The following is an 18,456-nucleotide window of genomic DNA, read 5'->3' on the forward strand; positions in this document are numbered from 1 at the left end:
CGGCTCGCGTACCCGGAGGGTCGGTTCACGAGCCGACCGTCCAGGTACCCGAGCCGACTGTCCGGGTACGCGAGCCGACCCGTTCAGCCCACGTAGCGGCGGGCCTTCGAGTTCCGCTGGGGTTCTTCCAGCAGGCGCAGGCCGTGCTCGACGTGCGGCGGGACCACCCGGCGGTCCGCGAGCACCCACGGCAGGCCGCGGACGACCTCGAGGAGCGCCGCCGCCGTGGCCAGGTCGGCGGGCGCGGACCGCAGCACCTCGCGGCCGCGGCGGAAGACCGCCGGCCACGGGCGGCGCAGCAGGAGCGTCCACAGGGTGTTGCGGATGCCGAGGCGACGGCGGTGGCGGGGATCGCGCAGCTTCGACGGCGCGTGGTGGATCACCATGTCCTCCGCCCAGCACATCCACCAGCCGCGCGCGGCGAGGTCGAGGGCGAAGAGCTCCTCCTCGCCGCCGAGCCACATCCGCGTCGAGAAGCCGCCGACCTCCCGGAACGCGCTCACGCGCACCGCGGTCAACCCGGCCATGATGCCCAGCAGCGCCGGTCCGGGCAGCCACGACGGACCCGGCACCGGCGACTCGCGCAGCTCCGGCGTGATCGGGTCCTCGGCCAGGCCGGGTTCGACCAGGCACCGCCCGGTCACCGAGCCGAGGCCGGGGTGGGCGTCCAGGAGGTCCGCCGCCCGGGTCAGCGCGCCCGGCTGCCAGGTGGTGTCGTCGTCGCAGAACGCGACGTACGGCGTGGTCACCTCTTCGACGGCGACGTTGCGCGCCACCGCGCCGAGGTTCTCCGCCAGCCGGAACAGCCGGACGCCGGGGAACTCGCGGGCGACCATGTCGGCGGTGCCGTCGGCGGACCCGTTGTCCGCGACGAAGATCGGCGGGTCGTCCGGTAGCGACGTCATGTGCGCCAGGGTTTCCCGCAGCTGCTCACGCCGGTTGCAGGTGATGATCACGACCGAGATGCGCGCCATTCGGCGGTCCTTTCCAGTATCCGGGCCTGGTCTTCGACGTGGGCGGGCAGCACGCGGCGGGAGCTCAGCGCCCGTGGCAGCCGGGGCACCGCGCCGAGCACGGCCCGGGGGGCGGTGACGAGCGTCCGGGCGACCTCTCGGCGGCAGACGCGCGGCGGGCGCCGCAGCACGGCGATGAGCAGCCGGTTGCGCAGTTCGGCGCGGCGGCGCCAGGACGACGGCGGCCGCGACCGCGACGGGTGGTGGTGGGCGCGCAGGTGCCCGACGTAGCAGACGTCCCAGCCGCGCGCGGCCAGGTCGTAGGCCAGCAGCTGCTCTTCCGCGCCGAAGTGCAGCAGCGGGCTGAAGCCGCCCACCTGGAGGTACGCCGTGCGGCGGACGATCGCCGAGCAAGCGAGGAAGCCGAGCACGAGCGGCCCGGGCGCGCCGTCGGGGTGGCCCAGCGGGCTGCGTTCCATGTCGGGCGTCACGGGATCGTCGCGGCATTCCGGGCCGACGAGGGTGCGCGCGGCGAGGAGGCCGGTCCGCGGGTGCTCGTCGAAGATCCGTTCCGCTTCGGACAGCGCGTCCGGTGCCCACCACGAGTCGTCGTCGCTGAAGGCGACGTACGGCGTGTCGGCCACGATGACGCCCAGCGTGCGCGCGGCGGCGCCGAGGTTCTGCGGCAGCCGGATCACCCGCACGTTCCCGTACCGGCCCGCGACCTCGGCCGTGTCGTCCTCGGAAGCGTTGTCCAGCACCACGACCGGCGGCCGGGGTTCCAAAGAGGACAGCTGGGTGAGGGTGCGCGCCAGCTCCCCGGCCCGGTTGCGCGTGGCGATGACGACGGTCGTGCGCGCGCTCACCGCGATCCCGCCAGCTCGGCCACCAGCCCAGAGAGGGACGGCGTCGGCGGTGGCACCACCGTCGTGGCGAGGCACCACTTCAGGCGGGCGTCGAGCAGGGCGGTGTCCCGGACGTCCTCCGCCGCGACGACCGGCCAGCCGAGCGCCTTCCCCTGCGCGGTCACCTTCCCGCCGCCGGCCACCGGGTCGACGGCGACGACCGGGACCCCGGCCTTCAGCCCGAGCACCAGGCCGTGCAGCCGCGTGGTGACCACAGCGTCCAATTTGGACACCAGGGAGACGAACTGGTCCGGCGTGGCGCACCGCTGCCAGTCCTCGTGCGCCAGCCTCGTGTCCACGGGCACGCGCGCGCAGTCCAGGCCGGCGACCCAGCCGGTCAGCGCCTCGTGAACTTCGCGGTGCCGCCCCGCGCCGCCGTACTCCGGCTGGTGCGGCGCGAGGACCACGCCGAGCACCGGTGTCTTCGAGACCGGCGCGGCCAGGGAAAGGTCCGGGGTGACGCCGTCGTCGCGGGGGAAGACCCGGTGGAACCCGGTCACGGCGGGGTCTTCCGGGTCGGGCACGCTCACCCCGGCCGCGATCCGGCGGCAGGCCGCGTACCGCTCGTGCAGCGAACGCAGCTGCGGCCCGTGCACCGGGCCGCAGGCGAACACCACGTGGGTGTAGTCCTCGGGTGGCGCGTCGGGCAGGTGCCGGGCGCCGGGGCGGAAGCCGGGGCTCCACGCGACGTCGTGGTCGATCCCCGCCTCGGTCAGCGCGGCTCCCACCGCGCGCAGGCTGAGGACGTCCCCCGCGGTCGCTTCGCCGTGCAGGAAACTGGCCCATCCGGTGAGCAGAACTCGCATGCGTGCCGCGTACCCGCTCGAGGGAGCCTTACACGGGTTTGCGGCCGGAGCCGCCGGGTAGCCGGATCGGCATGACGAATCCGGGAGTGACCAGGCGGTTCGAGCGTGCGGTGGTGACCGGGGGTGCCGGCTTCGTCGGCGCGCACCTGTGCGAGCTGCTGCTCGAAGAGGGCCTCGAGGTGATCGCCGTGGACAACCTCGTGACGTCCTCGGCGGACACCCTCGACGACCTGCGCCGCCACGAGCGGTTCCGGTTCGTGCGCCACGACGTCACGCAGCCGATGCCGCTGAACTGCGGGGCCGACGTCGTGTTCCACCTGGCCTCGGCCGCGTCGCCCCGCGACTACCTGGCCCTGCCGCTGGAAACGCTGCGCGCCGGCTCGTACGGCACCGAGCACGCGCTCGATCTCGCCCACCGCGACGGTGCGCGGTTCGTCCTCGCGTCCACCAGCGAGGTGTACGGCGATCCGCTGGAACACCCGCAGCGCGAAGGGTACTGGGGCAACGTCAACCCGATCGGGCCGCGCAGCGTCTACGACGAAGCCAAGCGCTACGCCGAAGCACTCACCTCTGCCTACCGCCGCGAACACGGCGTCGACACCGGGATCGCGCGGATCTTCAACACCTACGGCCCCGGCATGCGCGCCCACGACGGCCGGATGATCCCGGCGTTCCTCGACCAGGCCCTCAAGGGCGAACCCATCACGGTCACCGGGACCGGCGAGCAGACCCGGTCCATCTGCTACGTCGAAGACACCGTCCGCGGCCTCCTGGACCTCGCGCGGTCGGGGCATCCCGGGCCGGTCAACATCGGCAACCCGCACGAGCTGACGGTCCGTCAGGTCGCCGAACGGATCAAGGAGATCACCGGGTCCGGTTCGCCCATCGAGGAGATCGACGCCGTCGTCGACGACCCCCAGCGCCGCTGCCCCGACATCTCTCTCGCGCGGGACGTCCTGGGCTGGGAACCGAAGGTCGACGCCGACGACGGTCTCCGTCGCACAGCGGCGTGGTTCCGGCGGGCGCCGTCGCGCTGAGTAGCGACGCCCAGGGCTTTTGCCGTCAATCGTTTATGAGTGACTTCGCCGGGTAGCGCTATAGGCGAACGCGGACGGCACGAGGTCCGCACCGGAACGCCAGAGGCAGGTCGATGCGCATACTCGGGATCAACGCCGTTTTTCACGACCCGGCCGCGGCTTTGGTCGTGGACGGCGAAATCGTCGCCGCGGCCGAAGAGGAACGCTTCAGCCGCCGCAAGCACGGCAAGCAGGCCGTCCCGTTCTCCACTTGGGAGCAGCCGGCCCAGGCCGCGGCCTGGTGCCTCGAACAGGCCGGACTGACCGCGAAGGACCTCGATGCCGTCGGTTACTCCTACGACCCCGCACTGGTCGAACCCGGTCTGGCCGGCCACGACCCGAGCGGTGAGGAACTGCGGACCGAGTTCGCGAAACGGGCCCCGCTGTTCCTCAAGTCCGCTCTGCCCGGTTTGGATCCCGGCATCGTCCGGTTCGTCCGCCACCACGTCGCGCACGCCGCGTCGGCCGCGCTCGCCGCGCCGTTCGGGGACTGCGCCGTGCTCGTCGCCGACGGCCGCGGTGAAAGCACGTCCTACCTGGCCGGTGAGTACCGCGACGGCCGGTTCAAGGAGCTGGCGGCGCAACGGCTTCCGCATTCGCTCGGCCTGCTCTACGAAGACCTGACCGAGCACCTCGGCTTCGCCCGCTCCAGCGACGAGTACAAGGTGATGGCGCTGGCCTCCTACGGCAAGCCCGAGTACCTCGACGCACTCTGCGAACACGTGCACGTCACCGGCGACGGCGGCTTCCGCGCCGCCGGCGTCGACCTGGCGGCGCTGGCCCCGCGCCGCGAAGCCGGCGAGGAGCTCACCCGCCGGCACGCCGATCTCGCCGCGAGTGTCCAGAAAGTCCTCGAGGACATCCTGCTGGAGCTCACGGACTGGCTGCACGACCGCACCGGCCAGCGCGATCTGGCGCTGGCGGGCGGGATCGCGCTCAACTGCGTCGCCAACACCCGCCTGCACGCCGAGGGCCCGTTCGACCGGATCTGGGTGCAGCCCGCGGCGGGCGACGCGGGCACCGCGCTCGGCGCGGCCCTGCAGCTGGCCGCCGACGCGGGCGAGCGCGGCGCACCCATGGGCGACGCCGGCCTCGGTCGCGGCTGGACCGACGAAGAACTCGAAGAGATCCTCGTCAAGGCGAAACTGCCCTACGAGCGTCCCGCCGACGTCGCCGAGGCGGTGGCCGAAGCACTGGCGAACGACGAGGTCGTCGCCTGGTTCCAGGGCCGCGCCGAGTTCGGGCCGCGCGCGCTGGGGCACCGGTCGCTGCTGGCCCACCCGGGCCGCAAGGCGAACCTCGAGCGGCTCAACGACGTCAAGGGCCGCGAGCAGTTCCGCCCGGTGGCGCCGATGGTGCGGGCCGAACGGGCGGCGGACATCTTCACCCGCGGCCCGCTTCCCAGCCCGTACATGCTTTTCGTGCACGACGTCGCCGACGGCTGGCGCGACCGCATCCCGGCCGTCACGCACGTCGACGGCACCGCCCGGGTCCAGACCGTCGAAGAGCGCGAAAACCCCGTGCTCGCCCGGATGCTCGCCGGGTTCGAACGGCGCACCGGCCTGCCGGTCGTGATCAACACCAGCCTCAACACCGCGGGCCGGCCGATGGTCGACTCGCCGCGCGACGCGCTCGAGTGCTTCGGCTCCGCGCCCGTCGACCTGCTCGCGCTGGGGCCGTTCGTGCTCCGGCGTCCCCGTCCGACCCGAACCGGCGCGGCGTCGCCGGAGGAGAAGGAGGTGCCGTGATGGAAGACCATCTCGCCGCGTTGGCCGAAGCCGCCCGGCGGACCCGGGAATCCGCTCCCACGATAACCGCGTGGGGACGGCACCTCGCCGGCGTGTTCGAGGCCGGCGGCCGGCTGCTCGCCTGCGGCAACGGCGGCAGCGCGGCCGAGGCCCAGCACCTGACCAGCGAGCTCGTCGGCCGGTTCCGCCACGAACGGCGGCCGCTCTCGGCGATCGCGCTGCACGCGGACACGTCCGCGACCACGGCCATCGTCAACGACTACGGCGACCACGAGCTCTTCGCCCGCCAGGTGCACGCCCACGGGCGCCCGGGCGACGTCCTCGTCTGCCTCTCCACCAGTGGCAGCAGCCAGAACGTCGTCGCCGCGGCGAAGGCCGCGCACGAACTGGGCGTCACGACCTGGGCCTTGACCGGGCCCGCGCCGAACCCCCTCGCCGCGTTGTGCGACGACGCCGTGACGGTCGAAGCGCCGACCGTCGCGACCGTGCAGGAGATGCACCTGGCGCTGGTGCACGGGTTGTGCGCGGCGCTCGACGACGCGCTCGGGGTGACGGCGTGAAGCCGCTGGTCGTCCTGGGCGACACGCTGCTCGACGTCGACGCCGAAGGCACCGCCGACCGGTTGTGCCCGGAGGCGCCGGTGCCGGTGGTCGACCTGACCGCGCGGCGCCGCCGCCCGGGTGGGGCCGGGCTCGCGGCCCTGCTGGCCGCCCGGTCCGCGGCCGAGGTCGTGCTGGTCACGCCGCTGGGGGACGACGAAGGCGGCCACGCGCTCACCGGCCTGCTCGAACCGGACGTCACCGTGCTGCCGCTGCCGCTGCGCGGCACGACGGTGTGCAAGACCCGGATCCGCGCCGGCGGGCAGTCGTTGCTGCGCCTGGACTCCGGCGACGGCACGGCCACCGCCGACCCGCCACCGGACCGGGCGCGCGAGGTCCTGGCGGACGCCGGCGCGATCCTCGTCGCCGACTACGGCCGCGGCGTGACGCGCAACCCGCACCTGCGGCGGATCCTGCGCGAACTGTCCGAGGAGATCCCGGTGGTCTGGGACCCGCACCCGCGCGGCGCCCAGCCGGTGCCGGGCACCCGGCTGGTCACCCCGAACCTCGCCGAAGCGCGCACCGTGCTCGCCGGGCACGAGGAACCGGCCGAGCTGGCCAAGCTGCTGCGCGGGCACTGGCTCGCCGGCGCGGTCGCCGTCACCGTCGGCGCCCGCGGTGCCGTGCTCGCCGACGGTCTCGGCGAAACGGCCGTGCCGGTTCCGTCCGCGGCGCGGGCGCCGGGGCACTCCGCACCGGACACGTGCGGTGCGGGCGACCGGTTCGCCGCCGCGGCCACGGCTGCCCTGCTCGACGGCGCGGACACGACCGAGGCCGTCGCGACGGCGGTCGAGGCGGCCGCCCGGTTCGTCGCCGACGGCGGGGCCACGGCACTGTCCACGAACGACGGTCCGGTGGCGGACCCGCAGCCGGCCACGGACGCCTTCGGGCTCGCCGAGCGCGTCCGGGAGCGCGGCGGCCGGCTGATCGCCACCGGCGGCTGCTTCGACCTGCTGCACCCCGGCCACGTGAGCCTGCTGCGGCAGGCGCGCGCCCTGGGTGACGCGCTCATCGTCTGCCTGAACTCCGACGCGTCGGTGCGGGCCCTCAAGGGTCCCGGCCGCCCGCTGGTGCGGGACCGCGACCGGGCGCGCCTCCTGACGGCACTGTCCTTTGTGGATGCTGTCGTCGTGTTCGACGAGGCCTCCCCCACCGCCGTCCTGGAGCGGCTGCGCCCGGACGTGTGGGTCAAGGGCGGCGACTACGCGCAGGCGGATCTCCCCGAACGTCAAGTCGTCGAGCGGCACGGCGGTGAGGTCGTGCTCGTCCCGACCGTCCCGGGCTACTCGACGTCCCGGCTGGTCGCCGCCGCGGCCGGCGCCTGAAACCCCCGACTTCCCAAGGAGTGCGATGCGACCCCTCGGCAACGTCCTGATCACCGGTGGTGCGTCCGGCCTCGGTGCCGCCACCGTCGACGCCGTCCGCAAGGCGGGTGGCACCCCGTACATCCTCGACCGCGTCCGCCCCGACGACCCGGCCGAATACGTCGAAGCCGACCTGACCGACACCGCCGCGACCGAGGCCGCGGTGCGTGAGCTGGCCGGGCGCGCGGGCGGCCTGGACGGTGTCTTCACCGCCGCCGGCACCGATGCCTGCGGACCGCTCGGCTCGGTGTCCACGGAGGACTGGGAGCGCGTGGTCAAGGTGAACCTGTTCGGCACGGCCGCGGTCGTCCGGGCCGCGCTGCCCTTCCTGGAACGTTCGCACGGCACCGTCGTGACCGTCGCGTCCACCTTGGGCATCAAGGCCGTGAGCGACGCGACCGCCTACTGCGCCTCGAAGTTCGGCGTCGTCGGGTTCACCCGCGCGCTGGCCGCCGAGCTGGCCGGGCGGGTCGGCGTCACGCTCCTGATCCCCGGCGGCATGTGGACGCACTTCTTCGACGACCGCACCGACCAGTACAAGCCGCCGCCGGACGCGAAGCTCAACCAGCCCGAAAACGTCGCGGCCACCGTCGTCTTCGCGCTGCAGCAGCCGCCCGGCTCGGAGGTCCGCGAGCTGGTCGTGTGCGGTTCGGAGGAGGGGTCGTGGCCGTGAGCTCCGCGGTCCTGGTGCTGCGCGCGCTCGGGCTCGGCGATCTGCTGACCGCCGTCCCCGCGCTGCGGGCGCTGCGGGCCGCGTACCCGGACGACCGCCTGGTGCTGGCCGCGCCGGAGGGGCTGCGCGACCTGGTCGAGCTGATCGACGCGGTCGACGAGCTGCTGCCGACGCCCGGGCTCGGCGAGCTGGCTTGGCCGGGACCGCCGCCGAGGCTGGCGGTGAACCTGCACGGCAGCGGCCCGGAAAGCGTCCACGACCTGCTGGCCGCCGACCCCGGCGAGCTGCTGACCCACCGGCACCCCGACTTCCCCGACGTGGCGGGCCTCGAGTGGCGCGACGACGTGCACGAGGTCGACCGCTGGTGCCGGCTCGTCGAGTACGCCCACCACCCGGCGGACCGCACGGCGCTGCGGCTGCCCGTGCCCCCGGGCCCGAGCCCCGCCCCGGACGCCGTCGTGGTGCACCCCGGCGCGGCGTTCCCCGCCCGGCGCTGGCCGCCCGAGCGGTTCGCCGGCGTGGTCGGCGCGCTGGCCGCGGCCGGGCACCGCGTCGTGCTCACCGGCAGCGCCGCCGAACGCGATCTGGCCCGCTCGATCGCCGATCGGGCCGGCCTCGGCGAAGACGCGGTGCTCGCCGGGCGGACCGACCTGGCGGAACTGGCCGCACTGGTCGCCGGGGCGGCGCTCGTCGTGTGCGGGGACACCGGCGTCGGGCACCTCGCGACCGCGTTCGGCACGCCGTCGGTGCTGCTGTTCGGCCCGACCCCGCCGCGCCTGTGGGGCCCGCCGCCGGAGGCCCGCCAGCACGTCGTGCTGTGGGCCGGCAACGTCGGCGACCCGCACGGCGAAGAGCCCGACGGCGGCCTGCTGCTCCTCGGCGAGGAGCGCGTGCTCGCCGCGACCCGCTCGGCGCTGGAAGCGCGGGTGCCGCATGGCTGAGCACATCGGCATCGTCGGCGCCGGCTACGTCGGCCTGACCAGCGCCGCGTGCTTCGCGCGGCTCGGCCACCGGGTGACCTGCGTGGACGCCGACGAGTCCAAAGTGGACGCGTTGCGCCGGGGCGAGGTGGCCATCGCCGAGCCCGGCCTGCCCGAACTGGTCCGCCAGGGCCGCGAGGACGGGACGCTCACCTTCACCGATGCCCAAGCCGAGCTGTACGGCGCCGGCATCGTGTTCCTCTGCTTGCCGACGCCGCCCGACCGCGACGGCCGCCCCGACCTCGGTGTCCTCGAAACGGTCGTGCCGCAGCTCGGCCGGCTGCTGCGGCCCGGCTGCGTGATCGTCACCAAGTCGACCGTCCCGGTCGGCACCGCGGCCCGGCTGCCCGGCCTGCTCGGCCGGGACGACCTGCCGGTCGTGGCCAACCCCGAGTTCCTCCGGGAAGGCCACGCCGTCGAGGACTTCCTGCACCCGGACCGGGTCGTGGTGGGCGCCGACCCGCCGGAGTCCGCCGCCGCGCGCCGCGTCGCGCGTCTCTACGAGCCGACCGGCGCTCCGCTCGTCGCGACCGACTCGGCCAGCGCCGAGCTCGCGAAGTACGCGAGCAACGCGTTCCTGGCGGTGAAGCTGTCCTACGTGAACGTCCTGGCCGAACTGAGCGAGCGGTTCGGCGCCGACGTCCGGGAGGTCGCCCGCACGATGGGCCTCGACGCGCGGATCGGCCCGGAGTTCCTCGCCCCCGGCCCGGGCTGGGGCGGCTCGTGCCTGCCGAAGGACACTTCGGCGCTGCTGCACGCGGCCGAGTCGGCCGGGGTCGAGTTCGGCATCCTGCGCGACGCGGTCCGCGTCAACGCCCGGCAACGCGCCCGGGTCGTGCGGGCCGTGCGCGAAGCGGTCACCGGGTCGGCGGCGGGCTCCCTCGCCGGCGCCCGGATCGGCCTGCTGGGCCTGGCGTTCAAGGCCGGCACGGGCGACCTGCGCGACTCGCCGGCCCTGGCGGTGGCGGCCGACCTCGCCCGGGCGGGTGCGGAGCTGACCGCGCACGACCCGGCGGTCGGGGCCGTGCCGGGCCTGGACACCGTCCAGGTGGTGGACGACCCGTACCTGGTGGCGAAGGACGCCGCCGCGCTGGTCGTGCTCACCGAATGGCCGCAGTTCCGGGACCTCGACTGGGCCCGGCTGGCCGCGTCGGCCGCGCACGCGGTCGTCATCGACACCCGCAACCTGCTCGATCCCGACGCTCTCGCCGCCGCCGGCTTCACGCACCTCGGCGTCGGCACCCACCCACGGAGGCAGTCATGACCCTGCGCGTCCTCGCGCTGACCTGCACGCTCAAGCCGTCGCCGGCGAAGTCGAGCAGCGACCTCATCGCGCGCCAGCTGCTCGACCTCTTCGCCGAGCAGGGCGTGCCCGGCGAGCTGGTCCGCGTGGTCGACCACGACGTCCGCCCGGGCGTCGAGGCCGACATGGGCTCGGGTGACGAGTGGCCGGAGATCCGCCGCAAGATCGCCGCCGCGGACATCCTGCTGGTCGCCACCCCGACGTGGGTCGGGCACATGTCGAGCGTCGCGCAGCGCGTCCTCGAACGGCTGGACGCCGAGCTGTCCGAAACGGACGACGAGGGCCGGCCGGCGATGTTCGGCAAGGTCGCGGTGGCGGCGGTGGTCGGCAACGAGGACGGCGCCCACAAGATCATCGCGGATCTGTTCCAGGCGCTGAACGACACCGGCTTCACGGTGCCCGCGCAGGGCGCCACGTACTGGAACGGCGAAGCCATGCAGGGTGGCGATTACCAGGACCTCGACGAGACGCCGAAGGCCGTGGCCTCCACGAACGCGACGCTGGTCCGCAACGCCGTCCACCTGGCGAACCTGCTCGGAGCGCAGCAGTACCCGGCGTCCTGACTACTCCTTTCGAGTGACCCCGCTGCTCCGGACGAGTGTGTCCTGTGTCATGGGGTAGTCGGTCGGGACCATCCACCGTCAGGGGGCACCATGCCGAACCGAATGATGATCAGCCGCGACAGTAAACCCATCCCCTGCGAGGAGTGCGGGCTGCCCGCGCTGCACGTCGCCCGGCTGGTCGCCGCCGACGGCAGCCTGCTGGGCCAGACCATGGTGTGCACGGCCTGCCGCCGCCACCGTTCCGAAGCCGAAGCCGTGCCGGTGCCGTAACTCGCTGCGGGCGCAGCCCCGGCTCCCACCGGTGTGGTGCGCGGCACCCACACGACCGCGCCCCGGCCCGGTCGTCGCGCACCTCCGCAACTCGCAGTGAATGACTCATTCCTGGCGTCCAGCGCCAGGAATGAGTCATTCACTGCATCGGCGACCCCTGGGCGATCAGCGGTTTTCCAGCTTCTCCACCAGCAGCCGCGCCGGGAGCGTCATCGTGCCCAGGCCGAGCCGGGCGGGGACGCCGTCTTCCTCCGCCGTCACCAGCCGCTCCTCCAGCTCCTCCAGCAGCGCACGGCACTCCTCCAGGTCGACCGGCTCGCCGGCCACCGCCACCGCCTGCACGGCGCCGGCCAGCAGGTGCACCAGGTTCGCCAGCGACTCCCGCGCGTCCGGCCACGGGTACTCGAACGGGTGCTCTTCGCGCCGCGCCGCCGTGGTGCTCACCGCGGCGAGCAACTGGGACACCGCGGGCCACAACGCGATGAGCGTCCGAAGGGGACGTTCGTGGCGTGCGCCCGCCTTCGGGTGGCGGCGGCGCAGGTTGAGCAGCCGCCCTTCCCGGGTCAGGCCGACGGCCTCCTCGGCCGCCAGCACCTGGCTCCGCGTGTCCTGCGCCTTCGACCACAGCTCGTCGAGGTTCCCCGGCTCGTCGCGGCGGACCACGTCGGACAGCGACTCCAGGAGGTCCGCCAGCGCCGTCGCGAGCCGGTCGGCCGCCGTGGCCAGTCGCTCGCCGTAGAGCGGCGGGAAGATCAGCGTGTTCACCGCGACGCCGATGGCCGCGCCCAGCGCCGTCTCCAGCAAGCGGTCGCCCATCAGCGCCAAGTCCCGCGCGGTGCCGTAGGAAACCAGCAGCATGCCGGTGACGCCGACCCAGACCCCCGCGTCCCCGAAGCGCCGCCAGCTCCCCGCGAGCAGGCCCACGAACACGACGACCGCCAGCGCGACCGCCTGCGCCGGGATCAGCTGGCCGGCCACGGCCGCGAGGAGCACGCCCGTGGCCACCGAGCCGACCTGCTGGATCCACCCGCGCAGCGAGCGGTACACGGTCGCTTCCACCAGGAAGATGGCCGCGTACGGGGCGAGGAACGGCTGCGGCAGCTTCAGCACCAGCGTCGCCAGCAGCCACGCCGCGGTCGCCGCCAGCGTGGCCTTGGCCGTCTGGACGACGATCCGGCGTTCGCGGCCCGGCACCCGCAGAGCGCGGGCCAGCCAGCCCACCGGAGTGCGGTCGTGCCGGTCGGTGTCCACCGGCGGGAACGCGGCGGCGAGACCGCGCTTGACGTCTTCCCCCGCTTTCAGCCGGAGTGCGCGGGCCCGGTCACGCCGTCCGGTCATGCGGGCGGAGCGAGGTGCACGAGCTTCGTCTGCGTCAGCTCGTCGAGCAGCTCGGGCCCGTAGCCGTAGCCGTTCCCGCTGCGGCCGCGCGGGTGCGCCGCCCCGCCGGGCGCGCCGCCGAAGACGTTGTTGACCTTGACCGTCCCGGCGGGCAGCTCCCGCCAGGCGCGCTGGGCGTGCGCCATCGACGCGGTGAGCGCGGTCGCCGCGAGCCCGTACTCGCCCTTCGCGGCTTCGGCGAGTGCCTCGTCGAAGTCCGCGACGACCTGCACCGGGGCCACCGGGCCGAACGTCTCCTCGGTCATCACCCGCAGGCCGGACGCGCACCCGGTGAGCACGGTGGCCGGGTAGTGCGCGCCGGGGCCGTCCGGCACCGCTCCCCCGGTGAGCAGCCGGGCGCCGCGCGCGACGGCGTCCTCGACGTGCGAGTGCACGTGGTCGCGGTGCCGCCGGTCCACCAGCGGGGCGAGGGTCCGCGCCTCGGCCTCCTTGACCAGCGCGGCCAGGAACGGCTCGGCCACGGCTTCGCAGACGTAGATCCGCTCGACGGCGACGCAGATCTGGCCCGAGTTGGCGAACGCGCCCAGTGCCGCCTGGCTCGCGGCCCACTCCGGGTCGACGTCCGCGTCGACGACGAGCGGATCGTTGCCGCCGTTTTCGAGCAGCGTCTTCGCGCCGGTCGCGGCCGCGCTCGCGGCGATCGACCGGCCGGTCGCGGTGCTGCCGACGTGGGCGATGACGTCGACGTCGTCGCGCATCGCCAGGATCGCGCCGACGCCGCCGTCACCGTGCAGCGTCTGCAGCACCCCACCGGGCAGCACGCCGGACAGGACCTCGCCGAGCAGCTGCCCGGTGTGCGGCGCGCGCTCACTCGGCTTGTGCACCACGGTGTTGCCGGTCGCCAGGGCCGCGCCGAGCAGCCCGCAGGCGACCGCGACCGGGTCGTTCCACGGGGTGAGCGCGACGACCACGCCGCGCGGCTCGGGCACCATGAGGTCCGTCGCGCCCGCGTCGCCGAGCAGGCTGCGCCCGCGGTGGACCGGGCCGAGCTCGGCGTACTGGTCGAGGGTTCCCGCGCCCGCCATGACGCCTTCGCGAGCTTCGTCGCGCGGGCGCCCGGTCTCCGCTTCGTTGGCCGCGGCCAGCTCGCCGGCGTTGGCGCGCAGGCGTTCGGCCGCGGTGTGCAGCAGCGCTCCCCGTTCCGCCGCCGGAGTTCGCGCCCACGCCGCCTTGGTCTGGTTCGCCAGCGCCAAGGCGGCGGCGATTTCGTCTTCGCCGGCGGCGGGCACGCTGCCCACCACGCTGTCGTCGGCCGGGTTCCGGATTTCGATCGTCCCCGCGGTCATCCGCACCTCCTTCGTCTCCTCGTCCGGTTACCCGCGCGCTCGCGATCGACACGCCGTTTGACCGGTCCCGCCGCGGGTAGCCCACTGCGGTGACTGCTTCGCTCGACTACACCGTGGTGATCCCCACGACGGGCCGGGAGACCCTTCGGCCACTGCTGGAAACGCTGCTCACCGGCGAGGGTCCGCGGCCGGCCGCGATCCTCGTCGTCGACGACCGCCCCGACGGGTCCGAACTGGACGTTCCCGGCGGCGTCCGCGTCCTGCGGTCCGGGGGGCGGGGTCCGGCGGCCGCGCGGAACCTCGGCTGGCGCACGGCGGAGAGCGAGTGGATCGCGTTCGTCGACGACGATGTCGTGCTCGCTCCCGACTGGCCCCGGCAGCTGGGCGAGGACCTGCTGTTCCTGCCGCCCGAGGTGGCCGCCTCCCAGGCCCGGATCACGGTCCCGCTGCCCGCGGACCGCCGTCCCACCGACGACGAGCGCGGCACCGCGGGCCTCGAGCACGCTCGGTGGATCACCGCGGACATGGCGTACCGGCGCAGCGCGCTCGTCGAGGCCGGCGGCTTCGACGAGCGGTTCCCGCGCGCGTTCCGCGAAGACTCCGACCTCGCCCTGCGCGTCGCCGAAGCCGGCCACCGGATCGACCGGGGCGAGCGGCTGACGACCCACCCGGCCCGCCGGGCCGGGTTCTTCTACAGCCTGAAAGCCCAGCGCGGCAACGCGGACAACGCGCTGATGCGGTACAAGCACGGCGTGCTGTGGCGCCAGCGCACCGGAGCCGGCCAGGGCCGGCTGGGGCTGCACGCACTGTCCACAGTGGCCGGACTGGCCGCACTCGCGCTCCCCCTACTGCGGCAGCGCGGGAAGGCGACGCTCGCCGCCGGGATCTGGGCCGGGCTCACGGCCGAGTTCGCCACCCGCCGGATCCTGCCGGGCCCCCGGACCCCGGGCGAGGTGGCCCGGATGGTCGTCACCAGCGCGCTCATCCCGCCGGCCGCGTGCTACCACCGGATCCGCGGGGAGATCGCGGCCCGGCGCCCGAAGCCGCCGGTCGCGGTGCTGTTCGACCGGGACGACACGCTGATCGTCGACGTCCCCTACCTGAACGACCCCGACGGCGTCCGGCCGGTGCCCGGCGCGGTCGAGCTCGTCCGGGGCCTGCGGGACCGCGGCGTCCCGGTCGGCGTGGTGAGCAACCAGTCGGGAGTCGCGAAGGGACTGATCACCCCCGACCAGCTCGCCGCGGTGAACGCCCGGGTCAAGGAGCTGTTCGGCCCGTTCGGCACCTGGCAGGTGTGCGTCCACGACGACGGCGACGGCTGCGCCTGCCGCAAGCCCGCGCCCGGCATGGTCCTGCGCGCGGCCGGCGAACTGGGCGTCGACCCGGCGTCCTGCGTGGTCATCGGCGACACCGGGGCCGACGTCGACGCCGCGCTCGCCGCCGGCGCCCGCGCGGTGCTGGTGCCGACGGCACGCACGCTCGAACCCGAGATCGCCCGCGCGCGCCGGCACGCCGCGGTCGCGCGGGACCTGTCCGAGGCGTTGCGCGTCGCCGGGGTCGCCGGATGAGCCGCGTGCTCGTCGCGCGCCAGGACAACCTCGGGGACGTCCTGCTCGCCGGGCCCTGCATTCGCGCGGTCGCCACCCGCGCGTCCCACGTGACCCTGCTGGCCGGGCCCCGCGGCCGTGCCGCGGGTGACCTGCTGCCCGGCGTCGACGAGGTCGTCACCTGGACGGCACCGTGGATCGACCCCGAGCCACCGCCGGTGACCGCCGAGGACACCGGTGAGTTCGTCGCGTTGATCCGGTCGAAGTCGTTCGACCGGGCGCTGATCCTGACATCGTTCCACCAGTCGCCCCTGCCGCTGGCGCTGCTGCTGCGGCAGGCGGGAGTGCCGTGGATCGGGGCGATCTCCGAGGACTACCCGGGCAGCCTGCTCGACCTGCGGCACCGCGTCGAAGGCGACCCGCCGGAACCGCTCCGCATGCTCTCGCTCGCCGAGGCCGCGGGGTACGCGCTGCCGCCGGACGACCACGGCGCCCTCGCCCTGCGGCGCCCGCTGCCGGACGTCACCCGGCTGACCGGCGGCGGCGCGTACGTCGTCGTGCACCCGGCCGCGTCCGTGCCCGCGCGGCAGCCCTCGCCGTCCTGGACCCGGCGGGTGGTTCGCGCGCTGGCCGCCGAAGGGCACCGCGTGCTCGTGACGGGCGCGCCGGGCGAAGCCCACCTCACCGCGAACGTGGCCGGAGCGTCCGGGGTGAACCTCGGCGGCCGGACGTCGCCGGCCGAGCTGGCGGCGGTGCTCTCCGGCGCGCAGGTGGTCGTCGCCCCCAACACCGGGCCCGCGCACCTCGCCGCGGCGGCGGGCACCCCGGTGGTGTCGCTGTTCGCACCGGTCGTGCCGGCCGCGCGCTGGGCACCCTACGGCGTCCCGGTCGTGCTGCTCGGCGACCAGCGCGCGCCGTGCCGGGACAGCCGGGCCCGCGTCTGCCCGGTGCCGGGGCACCCGTGCCTCGAGGGGATCGACCCCGCCGACGTCTGCCGCGCGGTGACCGAGCTCGGGGCGGTCGCCCCACCCCGGGCGGAGATGTCTTCTCTCCTCTGAAGTTTCCCCGCGCTCCGGTGCGGGTACCCGCACCTCCATGTCCACATCGGACACCCGGCCGCGCCGCGGGCACCCCGAAGAACCGGTGACCACGGTGTACAGCTGGCGCGCCAAACCGGACCGGGTCGGCGAGTTCGCGGAGTGGGCGCGCGGGGCGACCGCCGAGGCGGCCCGCTACCCGGGCAACCTCGCGGCGACGGTCGTGCACAACGAGGACAGCCGCGACTTCCACGTCGTCCACCAGTTCGCGACCCGCCGCGACCTCCGGAACTGGCTCGACTCGCCGGAGCGGCAGAAGTGGCTGCGCCACGCCCGGACCCTGGCCGCGACCAAGACGGCGCAGCAGCACCGGACGGGCCTCGAGACGTGGTTCCACGTCCCGTCCGAGGCGACCGCGACGATGAAACCCCCGCCCCGCTGGAAGATGTGGCTGATTTCGCTGGTCTCGGTCTACCCGCTGGTGCTGGCGTTCCAGGCTTGGGTGGTGCCGATGACAGCGTCCTGGCCACTGTGGCTGCGGGCGGCGCTGTTCCCGGTGGTCCTGCTGACCACGATGACGTACGGAGTGATGCCGGCGGTGACCCGGCTGCTGCGCCGGTGGCTGTGACGGTCCGGGCGGGCGGCACCCCCGCCCGGACCGCGCCTGCGTCAGCCGCCGATCTCCTTGCTCACGCCGCTCGGCCCCTCGTAGGTGCGGTCGGGCAGGCCCCGCACGATCTCGAGGGTGTCCTTGTCGGCGCCGTTGCGCTCGGCGGCGCTGACGAGGTCGTCGCGCTGGGCCGGGTAGTCCACACCGGAGAGGTACTTCTGCAGTTCGATCGGGTTCGGCTTGCTCACGGGGTTCTCCTTCCGTCCGGGGAACGGCGCGGTTACCCCGGCGACCGCCGGACACACGCTCCGACCGGCACTGGTTGTGCCCGGCCGGACGATCCCTGGCCGCCCCACCGCGCGTTTAGGCCCGGAACGGCGTGGTAGCCGCCGGCGAACGAGAGGAGAGGCCCATGTCCCTTCCGGCGCCATTACCCGCCGAAGCCGCTTCGCCGCGACGCGCCGTCGTGACCGGCGCCGACTCCGGCATCGGCCGGGCGGTGGCCGTCGCCCTCGCCGGCGGCGGCCTGGACGTCGGCATCACCTACCACTCCGATGCTGACGGCGCCGCAGAAACCGCCGCCGAAGTCCGTTCGCGGGGCGTGGCGGCGTACGTGCGCAAGCTCGACCTGACCGAGCTGCCCGGCGCCGCCGACGTCGTCGACGCGTTCGCCGGCGACCTCGGCGGGATCGACGTCCTCGTCAACTGCTCGGGCACCGGCAGCAGCCAGCGCGTGCTCGACCTCGACTACGAGAAGTGGCGTGAAGTCCTCGACGTCGACCTCGACGGTGTCTTCCTGCTGTCGCAGCGCGCGGCGCGGCACATGATCGACGCCGGACACGGCGGCCGCATCATCACCATCACCAGCGTCCACGAGCACATCCCGCGCGTCGGCGCGGCGCCCTACTGCGCCGCCAAGGCCGGAGCGGGCGCACTGACCCAGGTGCTCGCGATGGAGCTGGCCGAGCACGCCATCACCGTGAACTCGGTGGCGCCGGGCGAGATCTCGACGCCGATGACCGGGCAGGCCGACGCCGATCCGCGGCAGCAGCAGCGGCCCGGCATCCCGCTCGGCCGCACCGGCCACGCCACCGAGGTGGCGGCCGCCGTCGCGTTCCTGGCGACTCCCGCGGCCGGGTACATCACCGGTACGTCGCTCGTCGTCGACGGCGGCCTGCTCCTCATGGGCGCTCAGCACGGCACGGCCCACGACGGGCACGACTGGCGCTCGCCCTGAGACCATCCCGAACGCTTCGCGCAACCGGCTTTCGGACGTCACGGGCTGCAAGACGGTCATCGAGGCTCTTTCACGATCGGTGAACGCAGGGCCCGCACTTC

19 protein-coding genes are annotated in these 18,456 nt (G+C 74.4%); 13 read left to right on the forward strand and 6 right to left on the reverse strand.

Translation table 11 applies throughout. From position 1 onward, the window contains the following. Nucleotides 1–83: 83 nt before the first annotated feature. The 3 genes from AB0M83_RS45630 to AB0M83_RS45640 are packed head-to-tail and all read right to left on the reverse strand — an operon-like array spanning nucleotide 84 to nucleotide 2,664. Nucleotides 84–974, reverse strand: a complete 891-nt coding sequence (locus AB0M83_RS45630; RefSeq protein WP_364528036.1) for a glycosyltransferase — start codon at nucleotides 972–974, stop codon at nucleotides 84–86. Then, on the reverse strand, nucleotides 953–1,819 hold the full coding sequence (locus tag AB0M83_RS45635) for a glycosyltransferase (protein ID WP_364528039.1): 867 nt from the start codon (nucleotides 1,817–1,819) through the stop codon (nucleotides 953–955). The genes AB0M83_RS45630 and AB0M83_RS45635 overlap by 22 nt, the downstream gene beginning before the upstream one ends. After that, entirely contained in the window at nucleotides 1,816–2,664 is an 849-nt protein-coding gene (locus AB0M83_RS45640) for a polysaccharide pyruvyl transferase family protein (protein ID WP_364528042.1), read from the reverse strand. Before AB0M83_RS45640 ends, AB0M83_RS45635 begins: the two co-directional genes overlap by 4 nt. 71 nt (nucleotides 2,665–2,735) lie before the next feature. Here AB0M83_RS45640 and AB0M83_RS45645 point away from each other — a divergent pair, with 71 nt between their 5' ends. The 9 genes from AB0M83_RS45645 (at nucleotide 2,736) to AB0M83_RS45685 (ending at nucleotide 11,240) form a co-directional block, all read left to right on the forward strand. Then, the gene (locus tag AB0M83_RS45645) at nucleotides 2,736–3,701 is read left to right on the forward strand and encodes an NAD-dependent epimerase/dehydratase family protein (RefSeq protein ID WP_364528045.1); all 966 of its coding nucleotides are present in this window, start codon (nucleotides 2,736–2,738) and stop codon (nucleotides 3,699–3,701) included. A gap of 113 nt (nucleotides 3,702–3,814) precedes the next feature. After that, nucleotides 3,815–5,488, forward strand: coding sequence for a carbamoyltransferase C-terminal domain-containing protein (locus AB0M83_RS45650; protein WP_364528048.1), 1,674 nt, complete (start codon nucleotides 3,815–3,817; stop codon nucleotides 5,486–5,488). Then, entirely contained in the window at nucleotides 5,488–6,048 is a 561-nt protein-coding gene (locus AB0M83_RS45655; RefSeq protein WP_364528090.1) for an SIS domain-containing protein, read from the forward strand. Before AB0M83_RS45650 ends, AB0M83_RS45655 begins: the two co-directional genes overlap by 1 nt. After that, nucleotides 6,045–7,412: a PfkB family carbohydrate kinase gene (locus tag AB0M83_RS45660; protein WP_364528051.1), complete on the forward strand. Its 1,368-nt coding sequence runs from the start codon at nucleotides 6,045–6,047 to the stop codon at nucleotides 7,410–7,412. Before AB0M83_RS45655 ends, AB0M83_RS45660 begins: the two co-directional genes overlap by 4 nt. Before the next feature lie 25 nt (nucleotides 7,413–7,437). Next, a complete protein-coding gene (locus AB0M83_RS45665) occupies nucleotides 7,438–8,124 on the forward strand; it encodes an SDR family oxidoreductase (RefSeq protein WP_364528054.1) in 687 nt (228 codons plus the stop codon). Continuing rightward, nucleotides 8,115–9,065, forward strand: a complete 951-nt coding sequence (locus tag AB0M83_RS45670) for a glycosyltransferase family 9 protein (RefSeq protein ID WP_364528057.1) — start codon at nucleotides 8,115–8,117, stop codon at nucleotides 9,063–9,065. The genes AB0M83_RS45665 and AB0M83_RS45670 overlap by 10 nt, the downstream gene beginning before the upstream one ends. Then, a complete protein-coding gene (locus AB0M83_RS45675; RefSeq protein WP_364528060.1) occupies nucleotides 9,058–10,368 on the forward strand; it encodes a UDP-glucose/GDP-mannose dehydrogenase family protein in 1,311 nt (436 codons plus the stop codon). Before AB0M83_RS45670 ends, AB0M83_RS45675 begins: the two co-directional genes overlap by 8 nt. Beyond that, entirely contained in the window at nucleotides 10,365–10,970 is a 606-nt protein-coding gene (locus AB0M83_RS45680) for an NAD(P)H-dependent oxidoreductase (RefSeq protein WP_364528063.1), read from the forward strand. The genes AB0M83_RS45675 and AB0M83_RS45680 overlap by 4 nt, the downstream gene beginning before the upstream one ends. Nucleotides 10,971–11,060: 90 nt before the next feature. After that, on the forward strand, nucleotides 11,061–11,240 hold the full coding sequence (locus AB0M83_RS45685; protein ID WP_364528066.1) for a hypothetical protein: 180 nt from the start codon (nucleotides 11,061–11,063) through the stop codon (nucleotides 11,238–11,240). Between the two features lie 165 nt (nucleotides 11,241–11,405). Here the strand turns inward: AB0M83_RS45685 and AB0M83_RS45690 are convergent, their stop codons facing one another. Together AB0M83_RS45690 and AB0M83_RS45695 are read right to left on the reverse strand one after the other, a co-directional pair. Further along, complete coding sequence (locus tag AB0M83_RS45690) at nucleotides 11,406–12,578, reverse strand: FUSC family protein (RefSeq protein WP_364528069.1); 1,173 nt, start codon at nucleotides 12,576–12,578, stop codon at nucleotides 11,406–11,408. Continuing rightward, nucleotides 12,575–13,924, reverse strand: coding sequence for an aldehyde dehydrogenase family protein (locus AB0M83_RS45695; protein WP_364528072.1), 1,350 nt, complete (start codon nucleotides 13,922–13,924; stop codon nucleotides 12,575–12,577). Before AB0M83_RS45695 ends, AB0M83_RS45690 begins: the two co-directional genes overlap by 4 nt. A gap of 89 nt (nucleotides 13,925–14,013) precedes the next feature. Here AB0M83_RS45695 and AB0M83_RS45700 point away from each other — a divergent pair, with 89 nt between their 5' ends. The 3 genes from AB0M83_RS45700 to AB0M83_RS45710 are packed head-to-tail and all read left to right on the forward strand — an operon-like array spanning nucleotide 14,014 to nucleotide 17,136. Next, nucleotides 14,014–15,492 (forward strand): HAD-IIIA family hydrolase, encoded by a 1,479-nt coding sequence (locus tag AB0M83_RS45700; RefSeq protein ID WP_364528075.1) that lies wholly within the window; start codon nucleotides 14,014–14,016, stop codon nucleotides 15,490–15,492. Continuing rightward, the gene (locus tag AB0M83_RS45705) at nucleotides 15,489–16,529 is read left to right on the forward strand and encodes a glycosyltransferase family 9 protein (RefSeq protein ID WP_364528078.1); all 1,041 of its coding nucleotides are present in this window, start codon (nucleotides 15,489–15,491) and stop codon (nucleotides 16,527–16,529) included. Before AB0M83_RS45700 ends, AB0M83_RS45705 begins: the two co-directional genes overlap by 4 nt. A gap of 37 nt (nucleotides 16,530–16,566) precedes the next feature. Further along, nucleotides 16,567–17,136 (forward strand): antibiotic biosynthesis monooxygenase, encoded by a 570-nt coding sequence (locus tag AB0M83_RS45710; protein ID WP_364528081.1) that lies wholly within the window; start codon nucleotides 16,567–16,569, stop codon nucleotides 17,134–17,136. A gap of 41 nt (nucleotides 17,137–17,177) precedes the next feature. Here AB0M83_RS45710 and AB0M83_RS45715 read toward each other — a convergent pair whose 3' ends face one another. Then, nucleotides 17,178–17,366: a DUF2795 domain-containing protein gene (locus AB0M83_RS45715; RefSeq protein ID WP_364528084.1), complete on the reverse strand. Its 189-nt coding sequence runs from the start codon at nucleotides 17,364–17,366 to the stop codon at nucleotides 17,178–17,180. A 164-nt stretch (nucleotides 17,367–17,530) separates the two neighbouring features. Here AB0M83_RS45715 and AB0M83_RS45720 point away from each other — a divergent pair, with 164 nt between their 5' ends. Beyond that, nucleotides 17,531–18,355 carry an SDR family oxidoreductase gene (locus AB0M83_RS45720; RefSeq protein WP_364528087.1) on the forward strand — a complete coding sequence of 275 codons (825 nt, stop codon included), beginning with the start codon at nucleotides 17,531–17,533 and terminating at the stop codon, nucleotides 18,353–18,355. The last annotated feature ends 101 nt before the right edge of the window (nucleotides 18,356–18,456 follow it).

It is taken from the genome of Amycolatopsis sp. NPDC051106 (assembly GCF_040682775.1).
GTDB lineage: Bacteria > Actinomycetota > Actinomycetes > Mycobacteriales > Pseudonocardiaceae > Amycolatopsis.